Origin of the sequence: Brachybacterium aquaticum (assembly GCF_014204755.1) — a bacterium.
Classification (GTDB): domain Bacteria; phylum Actinomycetota; class Actinomycetes; order Actinomycetales; family Dermabacteraceae; genus Brachybacterium; species Brachybacterium aquaticum.
Map to the genome: position 1 here is coordinate 819,285 of NZ_JACHLZ010000001.1, position 14,331 is coordinate 833,615.

8 protein-coding genes are annotated in these 14,331 nt (G+C 70.8%); 6 read left to right on the forward strand and 2 right to left on the reverse strand.

Features of this window, described 5'->3' with window-relative positions:
- Positions 1–51 precede the first annotated feature (51 nt).
- Both HNR70_RS03620 and HNR70_RS03625 read right to left on the reverse strand, forming a co-directional pair.
- The gene (locus HNR70_RS03620; protein WP_184324448.1) at positions 52–912 is read right to left on the reverse strand and encodes an ABC transporter ATP-binding protein; all 861 of its coding nucleotides are present in this window, start codon (positions 910–912) and stop codon (positions 52–54) included.
- Positions 905–1,831, reverse strand: a complete 927-nt coding sequence (locus HNR70_RS03625) for an ABC transporter permease (protein WP_246375141.1) — start codon at positions 1,829–1,831, stop codon at positions 905–907. Before HNR70_RS03625 ends, HNR70_RS03620 begins: the two co-directional genes overlap by 8 nt.
- 100 nt (positions 1,832–1,931) lie before the next feature.
- On the opposite strand from HNR70_RS03625, the gene HNR70_RS03630 reads away from it, so the two are divergent.
- The 6 genes from HNR70_RS03630 to pseI all read left to right on the forward strand — a co-directional run bounded on the left by HNR70_RS03630 (position 1,932) and on the right by pseI (position 14,299).
- The gene (locus HNR70_RS03630) at positions 1,932–2,696 is read left to right on the forward strand and encodes a glycosyltransferase family 2 protein (protein ID WP_376768832.1); all 765 of its coding nucleotides are present in this window, start codon (positions 1,932–1,934) and stop codon (positions 2,694–2,696) included.
- A gap of 30 nt (positions 2,697–2,726) precedes the next feature.
- Entirely contained in the window at positions 2,727–6,236 is a 3,510-nt protein-coding gene (locus tag HNR70_RS03635) for a glycosyltransferase family 4 protein (protein ID WP_184324449.1), read from the forward strand.
- A 6-nt stretch (positions 6,237–6,242) separates the two neighbouring features.
- Positions 6,243–7,256: a hypothetical protein gene (locus HNR70_RS03640; RefSeq protein ID WP_184324450.1), complete on the forward strand. Its 1,014-nt coding sequence runs from the start codon at positions 6,243–6,245 to the stop codon at positions 7,254–7,256.
- 54 nt (positions 7,257–7,310) lie between these two features.
- Positions 7,311–10,739 (forward strand): glycosyltransferase family 4 protein, encoded by a 3,429-nt coding sequence (locus tag HNR70_RS03645; protein WP_184324451.1) that lies wholly within the window; start codon positions 7,311–7,313, stop codon positions 10,737–10,739.
- Between the two features lie 198 nt (positions 10,740–10,937).
- Complete coding sequence (locus tag HNR70_RS03650; RefSeq protein ID WP_184324452.1) at positions 10,938–13,115, forward strand: hypothetical protein; 2,178 nt, start codon at positions 10,938–10,940, stop codon at positions 13,113–13,115.
- A 110-nt stretch (positions 13,116–13,225) separates the two neighbouring features.
- Complete coding sequence (gene pseI, locus HNR70_RS03655) at positions 13,226–14,299, forward strand: pseudaminic acid synthase (RefSeq protein WP_184324453.1); 1,074 nt, start codon at positions 13,226–13,228, stop codon at positions 14,297–14,299.
- Positions 14,300–14,331: the final 32 nt, after the last annotated feature.

Here is a 14,331-nt window from a genome sequence, read left to right on the forward strand (position 1 = left end):
CGGGATGTGTCATCGGCCCTGCCGGGCCTGTCGCGCGCCTCTAGCTGCGACTCACTTCAGCTTCGCGCCCGAGGAGGCGTCGGTGCGGCCCTCCACATAGGCCTGGTACGCGTCGGCGACCACGTCGACGTCCCCGTCGGCGACCAGCACGCCCTTGTCGATCCACAGCGCCCGGGTGCACATCGCCCGGATCGACGCGAGGGAGTGCGAGACGAAGAAGACCGTGCCGGCCTCGGAGCGGATCTCCTCTATGCGGGCCGTGCTCTTCTTGCGGAACGACGCATCGCCGGTGGCCAGCGCCTCGTCGATCATGAGGATCTCCGGGGTGCGGATCGTGGAGATCGCGAAGCGCAGGCGCGAGGCCATGCCGGAGGAGTACGAGCTCATCGGCAGGTAGAGGAAGTCGCCGAGCTCGGCGAAGTCCGCGACCTTGGGGACGTTGGCCTTCACGTCCTTGGCGTTCAGGCCGAGGGCCAGGCCGCCGATCACGATGTTGCGCTCACCGGTCAGGCGGGGGAGCATCGCGGCGTTCACGCCGAGCAGTTCCGGCTCCGCGGACGTGAACACGCGCCCCGAGGTCGGGGGGAGCAGGCCGGCCACGGCGCGGAGCAGCGTCGACTTGCCGGAGCCGTTGGTGCCCAGGATGCCGATCGACTCGCCGTGATGGGCGACGAAGGAGATGCCGCGCACGGCCGGCACCTGGGTGATCGGGCCGGTGTCGGGACGGCCGACGCTGATCATCTTGTCCCACAGCGACTTCTTGTTCTGCGTGGTGCCGCCGCGGCGGGCGCCGAAGACGCGGTAGGTGATGTGGAGGTCGTCGACCACCACGGACGGCGGGCCGAGCGTCGTGCGCTCGGCGCGCTCCGGGAGGTTCTCCGGGTCAATCTCGTAGTCGATGTCCTCAGTCACGGCCGTAGGTCTCCTCTGCGCGCCAGAAGTACAGGAATCCGATGGCGAAGATGCCCACCGTCCACGCGATCGCCTCGAGCCACAGGCCCGGCGTCATCGGGATCAGGTGCTCGTTGCCGAAGCAGGCGCGGAACAGCTCCAGGAAGATCGCGACCGGCTGGTGCAGGAGGATCGGCTTGATCCACCAGTCGTCGGGCACCATCGCCGAGATCATGAACATGCCGCCGGACGCGTAGCGGCCGAGCGTCAGGATGAACGGCATCGCGTTGGCGATGTCGGGGGCTCGGGCGCCCAGGCGCGCGAAGAACAGGGCGACACCGGAGGAGAACACCGCCAGCAGGATCGCCGCGAAGGGCAGCAGCAGCCACGACCAGGTAGGCACCACTGCGCCCATGCCCGGCAGCAGGCCGGTGATCATGACGACCACCACCATCGCCACCAGGATCGGACCGAAGAGCACGGTCTCCGTCATCACCGTCGCGAGCGGCACCACCGCGCGCGGGAACCGGTGCGAGCGGATCAGCTGCAGGTTCGCCGGGATCGAGTTCAGGCCCGACATCACCGAGGTCTGGAACAGCGTGTACGTGAACGTGCCGATGGTGATGAAGGCGGCACGGTTGTCGATCCCCGGGGCGCTCGCGTGGAACAGGAAGCCGAAGATGATGACGTACACGGCCGCGTCGAGGATCGGCCGCAGGATCGCCCACGCCTGGCCCAGGTACGAGCCCTGGTTGCGGGAGTAGGCGCGGGACGCGGAGAGGTTCCAGATGAAGGAGCGCCGCTCCCAGACCTGCTTGATGTAGCGGCCCAGCGGTGGCCGGACGCCCATCTCATGGAGGCCCGAGTCGGCCGCGAGCGCCTCCGACTCCGCGGAGGTCAGGCGCGGAGCGAGGGGGACATCCGCCTTCTGGTCTGCCAAGTTCGTTCTCCTCAAGCCGGGCGATCGCGGCGGGCGGCGCCGTCCGACGGCATCGGTATGATCGTGCATCGTGACAGCCGCAGAGACTCCGAATCCCCTGGTGACGGTCGTGATGCCCGTCTTCAACGGGGCGCGGACCCTGCGTCGGTCGATGGATAGCGTACTCGATCAGTCATTCCCCGAACTCGAGCTGGTGGTCGTCGACGACGCGTCCACGGACAGGACCGTCTCGATCATCGAGGAGGTCGCCGCGCGTGATCCGCGGGTGCGGCTCGTGCGCCGCGAGCGCAGCGGCGGCCCCGCGGCCGCGAGGAACGCCGGCATCGAGGAGGCGACCGGTCGCTACCTGGCCTTCTGCGATGCCGACGACCTCTGGCTGCCCGAGAAGCTCGCCCGTCAGCTCGCCCTTGCCGAGACCACCGGCGCGGCGCTGGTGTACTGCGGATATCACCGCGTCGACGCCGGTTTCGACGGCTCCGCACAGGACTTCACCCCCGAGGGACGTGTGGTGCACGTCCCGACCCGCCTCACCCTCGCCGGCCTCCGCCGCCGCAATGTCATCGGGAATCTCACCGCCGTGGTCGACACCGAGCGCACCGGCCCGGTGGCCATGCCGGACATCCCCGGCGCCGAGGACTGGGCGCTGTGGCTGCGGATCCTCGGGGCGGGCGGCACCGCCGCCGGCATCGACGAGCCGCTGGCCCTGTATCGCGCCGCGCAGGAGGGATCCCACTCCTCCGACCGCACCCGCGCGATCCGCGCGGTGTGGCAGGTGCTGCGCGAGCAGGAGCGCATGCCCGTCCCGCTGGCCTTCGTGCACTTGGTCACCGGCTCGCTCGCGGCACTTCGCAAGAACCGGATCTGAGCGCACCCCCGTGGCTACACTGCGGGAACCATGATCCTGATCTGCGTCAACGAGCTCGCCGGGCCCACCGGGTACCACAAGTCCGTGGTCGAGACCGCGAACGCGCTGCACCGCGGGGGATATCCGCTGGCAGTGCTCAGCATCCTCGGCGGCGGTGACGGCTCGGCGAACGCGATGCCGAAGTGGTCGCTGGCCCCCGAGATCCCCGCCTTCGTGCTGCAGACCCTGCCCGCCGAGGGCGGCCGGCTGCTCGCGCAGAACGTCCACCCGGTGCTCTCCGGCCGCGTCTACGCCGCCCCCTACGCCTTCACGGCCGACCAGCTCGCGGCACTGCGACAGCTCAACGGGGAGCTCACCGCCGAGGACACGATCCTCTTCACCACCCCGGTGCAGGCCCTCGCTTTCCACCACGCCCTCTCCGGCCAGGAGCGCCGGGTCCGCACCGTGCTCCAGGCCCACGGCGACTACCGCCATCACGACCAGCTCTGGGCCCTCGTGGACGAGGCCCGCGACGTCATCGACCGGGTCCAGACCGTCGCCGAGGGGCTGAACGACCAGTTCGTGCCCCGCTTCGACCCGTCGGACGTGGTGTGCATCCCGAACATCCACCACCCCGCGAAGGTCGTGCGCAAGTCCAGTGCCGGGGTGGAGATCGTGCTGCCGGCCTCCTTCCAGCACCGCAAGAACCAGCTGGACGCGCTCCGGGCGCTGGCGAAGATCGACGACGACTCGGTGCACCTGTCCCTCTGGGGCAACATCAGCCCCCTGAACCCGTACTTCATCGCCGTCCAGGAGACGATCGATGACCTGGGCCTGCAGGACCGGGTGAGCATCCCAGGGTTCGGCACGGAGCAGGACGTCTACTCCGGTGCGGACATCGTGCTGATGACATCGCTGTCCGAGGGGTTCGGGTATCCGCTGCTGGAGGCGGCCTACCACCGCCTGCCCACGGTCACCTACGACTACGAGTTCGGGCCTCGGGACGTGGTCGAGGACGGGCAGAGCGGCTACATCGTCCCGGTCGGTGACGTGGACGCTCTCGCGGAGCGGCTGCGTGCGCTGGTCGCGGATGCGCGGCTGCGCGAGCGGCTCGGCCGACGGGCCCGCGAGATCTTCGACGAGCGGTTCTCCGCCGAGGCCGTGGTCGCGAAGTACGGCGCCCTGCTCGGCCCGCCCCCGGGACGGGACGTCGACGTGGCAGCCCTGTTCTCCCCGGAGGGGGGTGAGCCGGTCGCCGCGAGCGCGATCTCGCACCGCATCACCCGCTCCGGACTGCGTCGCACGCACGAGGTGACCGTGCGCAGCGACGAGGTCCTGCACGAGGTGCAGGTCGACGACGGCGAGCGGATCGCCCGGCCCCGCGTGCGCCGCGAGGGCGACCGCACCGTGATCGAGTTCCCCGTCGGCCGCCGCGACGTCCTCTCCTTCGCCTCACGGCCCGGCGCGACCGACCGCCACTACCTGGCGGGCCCCGCGAGCGGCGAGGACCTCCCGGTCCTGCCCCGGCTGCGTCGCGACGCCGACTACGGCGACGGCACGCCCCCGGTCGAGGACACGATATTCGCCTCCCGTGGCGGCGCCAAGCACATCTCCTGGCACACGACTCCCGCGGCCCTGGCGGAGTTCGGGGCGCAGTCCGTCGATGCCGTGACCTGGAAGCTGCGCCAGCTGCTGCCCTCCCTCCCGACGCGAGGCGGTGCCGGCGCGTCCACGTCGACCGCCGCGGCGTCGACGCCCACCGCCGAGCCTGCAGCCGAGGCCGCCGCCGAGGAGAGCGCCTCCGACGCCGCGGCAGCGACTCCCGACGCCGCAGCACCTGCCGACGGGACCTCCGCGTCCACCGGGACGTCCCCCGTTGGGACGTCTCCCGCCGAGACTGCCCCGGCCGAGCCGCGGCCGTCGGAGCCGGTGCCCGATCCGGCCGCCTCGTCCGCCGCCCTCGGCGGCCTCGGCGGCCTCGGCAAGGCTGTCGGCCTGCCCGCCCAGGCGATGGGCTCCGTCGGCCGCGTCGCGAAGACCTATGCCACCACCGCCGCCTCGATGCTCGCGAAGGCCGTCGCGGTCAACCCCTCCGCGCCGACCCATCGCGAGATCCCGCGGCATCCGTGGTTCCCGGTCACCTCCGGGGTCGACTCCTTCGGCGCCCCGATCAACACCCCCGGCGGGGTGGAGGTCACCAACAGCGGCACCGAGAAGCGCCCCACCACGACCATCCAGGGCGAGTACGACTGGCTGCTGCTGCGCGATGGTGCCGCGCAGCGTCGGATCGAGGCGCCCTGGTCCTACGGCGAGATGTTCGAGCGACTCTGCGCCGCCGAACGGGAGCACGGACTGTTCGACCTCACCACCGCCGACGGGACCCACGTGTGGGAGCTCGGGCGCTCGGCGCTCGTGATCCAGCTCGCCGAGGCCGCCGGCCTGTGGGGCCCGCTCGCCGCCGCGCAGGGGACCGTGAAGGACGTCTACACCGGCAGCAAGCGCCTCACCACCGCCCCGACGGCGCGCACCGTCGTGTTCGACTACGTGCGGCGCGGTCAGAGCGGCTACCGCACCGCACCGTTCGTGAACGACGAGTCCCTCTTCGTCGTGCAGCCGGGGGCCGACGGCTACCCGGACGTCGACGAGACCAACAGGGTCTACCCGTTCGCGGAGTTCACGCAGTGGAAGAAGGACTGGCGCCGGAAGTGGTCGCATCTGCGGGTGCCGGAGGTGGATGCGCGACCGTTCGAGGCGGCGCTGTCCGAGGCGCTGGGGATCCACGTGGACCTGGGCGACCATCTCCGGAACCGGTTGGCGAAGTTCCTGGCAGAGCGGGAGTTCTTCACCCCCGTCTTCGACCGGGTGCAACCGGAGGAGGTGCTGATCGCGTCGAGTCACTGGTGGGCGGGCATCGCCGCGGCGGCACAGCGGTCCGGGGCACAGGTCTCGGACATCCAGTACGCGCTGACGAGTCATTACGCCCCGTCGTTCTGGTTCGGTAGCACGCCGCATTACGGGGCGTCGCGGTTCTATGCGTGGTCGGATTTCTGGGCTGCGCGCACGAATGTGTACGAGGAGCATGTGGTCGTGCCTCGGCAGCAGCCGGAGCTGACCGCGGCGATCGAGAGTCCGTCGACCGAGGAGCCTCGCTGGGACGTGTGCGTGATCTCCCAGCCGCGGGTGCTGCGGCGGATCCTGGCGTTCGTGCAAGACCTGGTGCGGGAGCGGCCGGAGCTGCGGGTAGTGATCGCCCCGCACCCTGCGCAGCGGGAGATCATTCCGCAGGAGCTCGCTGCGGCGGGTCTGGAGGATGTGGTCGACACGGCGGAGCAGGACACGCTGACGACGATCACGAAGTCGGTGATGGCGGTGGGGACGTTCTCGACGTCGTTGTGGGAGTCGGCGGCGCTGGGCGTGCCGACCTACGTGATCGAGGTGCCCGGGTTCGAGGAGACCCGGCAGGACGTCGAGTCCGGGCTGTTCCGTCTTGCACGCTCGCCCCAGGACCTGGTGCCGTTCGAGGTCCCGGCCTCCCGCCACACGATCTTCGGGAACGGCTGAGCGCCCATGGACATCCAGAACCACTATTACGGCCATAGCGCGGCCCTGGCCCTGCACGCCGGTCTCGGCTCCGTCCGCCACATCGATGGACTCCTCCAGCACGGCTGGACCGTCCGCTCACCCTCGCTCGTGCACTTCTCCGACTTCGCGCGCCTGCCCCCCGGGGCCCGCCGTCTCGTGTGGAGCCACGACGCCCGCGGCTGGGACCCCGCCGAGGACCCCTTCGAGACCACCCCGATCGGCGCCCCGTTCCTCTACCTCAGCGCGCTGACCGCCCAGCAGCCGGTCGCACCGCTCGACGCCGCCGTCGCCTTCCCCGTGCACGACACCCGCCTGGTCAAGCTCGAGAACGACGAGGCGACCCTCGCCCGGGAGCTCGCCGAGCAGGACGGCCCCTCGATCGTGTGCCTGCACCCCGAGGATCTGGAGCGCCCCGAGAAGCTGCAGGTGTGGCTCGAGCACGGCCACCGCGTGGTCAGCGCGGGGGAGCGGCGCGACCCGCAGTTCCTCGGCAGAATCCTGCGGCTGGTCCGCGGGGCGCGGCGCGTGGTCTCCAACCAGCTCTCCACCGCCGTCGTGTACGCCGCGGCGGAGGGCACCCCGACCGAGATCCTCGGTCCCGACATCACCATCGGTTCGCTCGGGACGGACGTGTCGAGGCGAGCCCGCGAGCTGTGGCCCGAGTTCCACGAGACTGCTCCCGAGGACCAGGCGCGACGCACCGTCGCCCTCGCCGAGCTCGGTCATCAGCACCTGCTGGACCCTGCGGCGCTGAAGGAGGTCCTCGGCTGGAACCACCGTGCGCCGGGCCCGTTCCTCAGCTATTGGGGAGGCGCCCCCGTGCGCAAGGCCGGTGCCGTGCTGGGGCTGGTCAAGCGCACCGAAGGCGCGCAGGACGCCGGCTCCGGCCAATCGCCGCTGGTGTTCCTGCGCCATCCCCTCAGCCACCTCCCGGGCAGGCTCCCGAAGGTTTCGGAGCGCTCGGCGCTCCTGCCGGAGCCGCTCGTCCCCGGCCGGTAGATCCCCGCGGATCCCGGCCTCGCACATCGTCATCGAAGGAAGGCCGACGCCCTCATGATCGTCATCTGCACCAACGAGGTCGCCGGCCCCACCGGCTACCACAAGTCGGTGATCCAGCTCGCCAACGGACTGAACTCCGCCGGATACCCCGTCGCCGTGCTGGGCTTCCTGGGCGGCGGGGACGTCGCCAGCCGCATGCTGCCCCTGTGGCCCCTGGACCTCGAGGTCCCCGCCTACACCCTGCGCACCCTCCCCGCGAAGGGCGGCCGCCTGCTGCACCGCAACCTCCATCCGGAGCTCGAGGGCGATCTCGGCGCGCTGCACTACGCCTTCACCGCTGACGAGCTCGCGGCGCTGCGGCAGCTGAACGCGGCGCTGACGGACCAGGACACGATCGTGTTCACCGCGCCCGTGCAGGCCCTCGCCTTCCAGCACGCGCTCGGCGGCGACGAGCGCCGCCCGCGCACCGTGCTCCAGATCCACGGCGACTACCTCCACCACGTCGAGCTGTGGGAGCCCCTGATGGAGGCGCGGTCGGTGATCGACCGCCTCCAGACCGTCGCCGACGGACTGCGCACCCAGTTCATCCCGACCTTCGACGAGGACGACGTCGTCTTCATCCCGAACTTCCCCGGCGAGGGCTCCGACCACGTCGAGCGGGTCGAGCACGAGGGCGTGAATATCGCGCTGCCTGCCTCGTTCCAGCATCGCAAGAACCAGCTCGACGCCGTCCGGGCGCTCGCGAAGGTCGAGGACGAGTCGGTGCGTCTGACCCTGTGGGGGAACATCAACCCCCGCAACCCCTACTTCGTCGCGGTGAAGGAGCTCGTGGACTCCCTCGGTCTCACCGAGCGCGTGCACATGCCCGGTTTCGGCACGGAGCACGACGTGTACTCGACCGCGGACATCGTCCTGATGACCTCGCTGTCCGAGGGGTTCCCCTACCCGCTCCTCGAGGCGATGTACCAGTCGCGGCCCACCGTCTCGTACGACTTCCAGTTCGGTCCCCGTGAGGCGATCGAGGACGGCGGCAGCGGCTACATCATCCCGATGGGCGACGTGGACACGCTGGCGGAGCGGCTCAGCGAGCTCGCCGCGGACGACGCGAAGCGGGAGCAGTTCGGTCGCCGCGCCCGCGAGCGCTTCGACGAGCACTTCTCCGCCTCAGCGGTCACCGAGCGGTACCGACGGTTCTTCGGAGCGGCCGAGGCCCACGTGGACCTCGCCGAGGTGTTCGGCACGGAGGGCACGGAGCCTGTCGCCGCCGAGGAGGTCAGCCACCGCCTGCGCAGGATCGGCCCGCGCCGGATCCACCAGATCACCGTGAGCTCCGCACTCCATCTGCACGACGTGCAGGTCGAGAGCCGTACCAGCACCGTCCCCGCGAAGGTGAAGGCCCAGAAGGGCAGCACCAGGATCGAGTTCGAGTCCCATGACCCCGCCGTGGTCTCGTACACCACCGCGCCCGGCTCCGGAGACCGCCACTACCTAGCCAGCACCACCGCGGACCATCGTCTCGAGGTGCTCGCGCACCTGCGCCGCGATGCCGCGTACGGCGCCGGGCATCCGCCGGTGGAGGACACCCTGTTCGCCACGTCCGGCGGCACGCGCGCGCTCGACGGCGTGAACGCTGTCACCCGCCTCGCCAGGCGCGCACCGTCCGACATCAGCTGGAAGGTCCGCCAGCTCGCCATGACGGCGGGCAGCAGTGTGCGCGCTCGCCGCGAGCTGGCAGGCGCCGAGCACGCCACACCGGACGCCCCCTCCGCGAGCCCTACCCAGTCCCCGGAGTCGGCCGAGCAGGACCGGACCGCCTCGGCGGAGACGTTACTGAGCCCGTCGGCAGAGGCCGTCGAACTCTCAGCGCCGGCCGGGACCTCCGCGATCACCGCGGCGGCGGATGGTGCATCCTCCCCGGCACGCGCCTCGTCGCCGGCCGCCGTGCTGGGGCGTCTCGGAGCGGCCGCCGGCGGCTCTGCGGTGAGGATCCTGACCGGCCTCGCCAGGGCACCGTCCGTCCCCACCCGCCGTGAGATTCCGCGGCATCCGTGGTTCCCGGTGACGTCGGGCGTGGATTCGTTCGGTGCACCGATCAACGCGACCGGTGGCGTCGAGGTGAGCAATGCCGGCACGTCCGAGCGGCCGACGGTGTCGGTGCGGGGTGAGTACGACTGGGTTCTGCTCCGCGATGGTGCCTCCCAGCGTCGGGTTGAGGCGCCGTGGTCCTACGGCGAGATGTTCGAGCGGATCTGCGCCGCCGAGCGGGAGCACGGCCTGTTCGACCTCACCACGGGCGAGGGGACGCATGTGTGGGAGCTCGGACGCTCCGCCCTCCTCATCCAGCTCGCCGAGGCAGCCGGGCTTTGGGGCGCTGCCTCGGCGGTGGGCACTCCGGTGAAGGCGGAGTATTCGGGGAGCAAGCGGGTGTCTGCGGCGCCGCGGGCGCGTCGGGTGGTGTTCGACTATGCGCGGCGTGGTCAGAGCGGGTATCGGACGGCGCCGTTCGTGGATGACTCGACGCTGTTCGTGGTGCAGCCGGATGCTGAGGGGTATCCGGGGGTGGACGAGTCGAACCTGGTGTATCCGTTCGCGGAGTTCCTGGACTGGAAGAAGGACTGGCGTCGGCGCTGGTCGCATCTGCGGGTGCCGGAGGTGGATGCGCGGCCGTTCGAGGCGGCGCTGAGCGAGGCGCTGGGGATCCGGGTGGATCTGGGTGATCATCTGCGGAACCGGCTGGCGAAGTTCCTGGCGGAGCGGGAGTTCTGGACCCCGGTGTTCGAGCGGGTGCAGCCGGAGGAGGTGCTGATCGCGTCGAGTCACTGGTGGGCGGGGATCGCGGCGGCGGCACAGAGGTCCGGCGCGCGGGTGTCGGATATCCAGTACGCGCTGACGAGTCATTACGCGCCGTCGTTCTGGTTCGGTGACAGGCCGCATTATGGGGCGTCGCGGTTCTATGCGTGGTCGGATTTCTGGGCTGCGCGCACGAATGTGTACGAGGAGCATGTGGTGGTGCCTCGGCAGCAGCCGGAGCTGACCGCGGCGATCGAGAGTCCGTCGACCGAGGAGCCTCGCTGGGATGTCTGCGTGATCTCGCAGCCGCGGGTGCTGCGGCGGATCCTGGCGTTCGTGCAGGAGCTGGTGCGGGAGCGTCCGGAGCTGCGGGTGGTGATCGCGCCGCATCCGGCGCAGCGGGAGATCATCCCGCAGGAGCTCGCTGCGGCGGGCCTTGAGGATGTGGTGCACATGGCGGAGCAGGACACGCTGACGACGATCACGAAGTCGGTGATGGCGGTGGGGACGTTCTCGACGTCGTTGTGGGAGTCGGCGGCGCTGGGCGTGCCGACGTATGTGATCGAGGTGCCGGGGTTCGAGGAGACGCTGCAGGACGTGGAGTCGGGGCTGTTCCGGCTGGCGCGGTCGCCGCAGGATCTGGTGCCGTTCGAGGTCCCGCAGTCCCGACACGCGATCTTCGGGAACGGCTGAGCCTCGGGGAGTGCCCGGCCCGCGGAGGAGCCGGGTACTCCCGGTGAACCTGCAGGTGACAGGCTGACCGCACGGCTAGAATTCCCACATCGGCGAGCCACCGAGGGCGCGCCCGGAACGCAGAGGTGGAACTCTCAGGTGGACGCAGCGCTTCGCAGGGTCAGGCATGTCGTCGGGCGGGGGATCGAGAGGCAGCGCGTGGCCTCCGCGCCTTTCGACCCGACACAGCGACGGGGCCCGCTCGTGGAGCAGGCGCGGAACGCCGCCCCGGGCGAGGCGCTCGCCATCGCACGCCACCTGTCCCGACTGAGGAACTTCCACGCCGCAGCACGGATCGTGGAGGGACTGGACGCCGGCGGCCTCCCCCTCGTGGACCGGTGCTTCGTCGGCGTGACGCTTCTGAGCGCCCGCAGCGGGCTGCTCTCCGACCAGCTCCTCGCCCCGCACCTCGACGGCCTGCGGGACCGACGCCTCACTCCGGCCGAAGCAGTGCGACTCGGCGAGTGGGTGCAGCTGTCACGGCTCGACCTCGAACGCCGGCTCGCGGCGCTCGGCGATCTCCAGGCAGCCCACCGGGCCGCGGGCCCCTCCGACTCACCGCAGCGGGACCTTCGCTTCCGCGAGTTCCGGCTCCGGAAATCCGCTCTCGAGAAGGTCGACGTGCTCGAGTACCTTCGGGGCGAGGACGAGGATCCCTTCCGGTGGAAGGACAACCTCCGCTACGTCGGCGACCTCGTCACCCACGGCCACGAGGCGACCGCGAGGACCCTCCTCGAGCGGCAGCTCGCCGAGCACGGTCTGCGCGATCGTGCCGTCGCCGAGGCCGCCCTGCGCTTCGACTCCGGCGCGCTGATCGAGGAGCTGGACGAGATCCCGGCTGCCTTCCGCGCCGCCCCCGGCGTCCTCGCTCTCGCCCACGACCTCCGCGCGGTGAGCCCCGCCCACCAGGCCTTCTTCGAGCAGTGCATGACTGCCGCGACCGCCGCCTTCGCCGATGCTGACGTGTACGCGAAGGACGCGCTGCTCCGCGTCCTCACGGTCAAAGACCACCTGGGCGAGCTGGATGCCCTGGTCCCAGATCTCGGGGGAGTCCCGGACACGGTGCTCGGCGCGCGCTGCGGCCGCGGGCTTATCGCGATGGAGGACGGGAACAACCGCGACGCGGCTGAACTGCTCCGCTCCGTGCTCGAGGAGGACCCGACCTACACGGCGGCCGCCACCGGACTCCGCCTCGTCTACGCCCGCCTCGACGACGGGTACTCCGTTATCGACCTGCGCAACGAGATCGGCTACGGCTCCGCGAGCGCCGGCCGGACCGGCGTGCGCCGCGGCGACCGCGACCAGGCGACCACCCTCCTGCTCAGCGGCGAGTACCTCAAGAGCTGGAGCGTGCGCCGCGAGGCGCCGCACTGGCGCACCCTGAAGCGCGACCTCGGCGCGAAGTTCCTGAACTACGAGGAGCTCCCGGTGGACCCCGGGTCCTCGCTCTTCCTCATCGCCGACGACGGGGTCGGCGACGAGATCCGCGTCGCCCAGTACTTCGGCGAGCTCGCCGCGCGCTACACAGTCACCGCGACCTGCGACCCGCGCCTGGTGCCGCTCCTCTCCCGCAGCTTCCCGGACATCGACTTCCTCGGGGTGCCGCGGCGCATCCGCGGCCATCTGAACCCCGTGTACGACGGGCGGTACAGCGACTTCATCCTCGCCAGCCACGTCCCCGCCCTGTGCGATCCGCACATCGCCGCTGCGGACCACGTGACCTTCGGCCAGAACCTCACTTTCAACCGCTTCGCCGGGATCCTGCCCCGCTCCGACACGGGTGCCTACCTGATCCCGGACCCCGACCGGGCCGTGCCGAGGACGGAGGGGGCGCTGAAGGTGGGGCTCGTCTGGAAGAGTCACTTCTCCAGCGGCTCCCGCAAGATGATGTACCTCGGGGTGGAGCAGCTCTCACCGCTGTTCGATGTCGAGGGTGTCGAGCTGTGGTCCGTGCAGCACGCCGCCGACCCGGACGAGGCCGCCTACCTCGCCGCGCACGGCATCCGGCAGATCGAGGACGTGGACCTCTTCGACGACCTCGAGGGACTGGCCGCGCATCTCGCCTCCATGGACCTCGTCATCGGGATCAGCACGGTGCCTATGGAGCTCGCAGCAGCCGTCGGAACGCCGACGTGGCTGCTCGGCTTCTCCCCGGAGAACTGCCTCTATCGCACCCGTGGTGGGGCGACCTCGGTCGACCAGCTCTCCCGCAACTCGACGATCATCGCCCCGCGCTGGATCGACTTCACCGACTCGTACCAGGCCTGCGTCGACCTCGTCATCGCGGACTGCCGCACCCGCCTCGAGCGCCTGGCCCTGGAGTCCCTATCCCGCTGACAGCCCCGTCGGACGACCCGCCGCGCCACCGCTGACGGGCCGCTCACTCACCGGCCGGCGGGCCGCTCCCCGTCGGCGGTTCCCCGCAGGCGCTCCGGTACGATCGCACCATGTCTTCCAGCCACAACGGTTCCACCAAGTCACTCCAGATCGGCGACCTGCAGGTCGGCGAGAGCCATGCGCCCTTCGTCGCGGCCGAGATGTCCGGCAACCACAACGGCGACCTCGGCCGCGCACTGGCCATCGTCGACGCGATCGCGGAGACCGGAGCCCCGGCGATCAAGCTCCAGACCTACACGGCGGACACGATCACCATCGACGCCGACGGTCCGGCCTTCCGCATCACCGACAGTCACGGGCTGTGGGGCGGGCGGAACCTGTACAGCCTGTACCAGGAGGCGCACACCCCCTGGGAGTGGCACGAGGCGATCTTCGCCCGCGCCCGCGAGCACGGCCTGATCCCGTTCTCCAGCCCCTTCGACGCCACCGCCGTCGAGCTGCTCGAGGACCTGGACGCCCAGGTCTACAAGATCGCCTCCCTCGAGATCGGCGACATCCCCCTGCTGCGCACCGTCGCCCGCACCGGCAAGCCGGTCATCCTCTCGACCGGTGCCGCGGACGCCGCGGACGTCGACCTCGCGGTCAAGACCATTCGTGCGGAGGGCAACGACCAGATCGCCGTGCTCGGCTGCACCTCCTCCTACCCGGCCACCGCCGAGGCCTCCAACCTGCGCACCATCCCCGTGCTGCGCGACACCTGGGACGTGGTCAGCGGTCTGTCCGATCACACCAAGGGCATCGGCGTGAGCATCGCGGCCGTGGCCTTCGGCGCCTCGATCCTCGAGAAGCACGTGACCCTGCGCCGCGCCGACGGCGGCGTCGACTCCGACTTCTCCCTCGAGCCCGAGGAGCTGAAGTCCCTGGTCGACGAGTCCTACGCGGCGTGGCTGGCGATCGGCGAGGTCCACGTCGGCCCCACCGCGAGCGAGGCGGAGAGCCAGCGCCTGCGCCGCTCCCTGTTCGTGGTCCAGGACGTCCGCGCCGGTGACGAGGTCACCGAGGCGAACGTGCGCTCCATCCGCCCGGCCGGCGGGCTCGAGCCCCGCTACATGGACGTGGTGCTCGGCCGCACCTTCGCCCAGGACGTGCAGCGCGGCACCCCGCTCAGCTGGGACCTCGTCTGAGCACTCGCCCGCTCAGCGGGCCCTGCTGAGCA

Bases quoted from the DNA above. Each gene is read 5' to 3' on its own strand.
- HNR70_RS03635 (WP_184324449.1), top strand. From the start codon at position 2,727: ATGATCCTGATCTGCGTCAACGAGCTCGCCGGGCCCACCGGGTACCAC.
- HNR70_RS03640 (WP_184324450.1), top strand. From the start codon at position 6,243: ATGGACATCCAGAACCACTATTACGGCCATAGCGCGGCCCTGGCCCTG.
- HNR70_RS03645 (WP_184324451.1), top strand. From the start codon at position 7,311: ATGATCGTCATCTGCACCAACGAGGTCGCCGGCCCCACCGGCTACCAC.
- pseI (WP_184324453.1), top strand. From the start codon at position 13,226: ATGTCTTCCAGCCACAACGGTTCCACCAAGTCACTCCAGATCGGCGAC.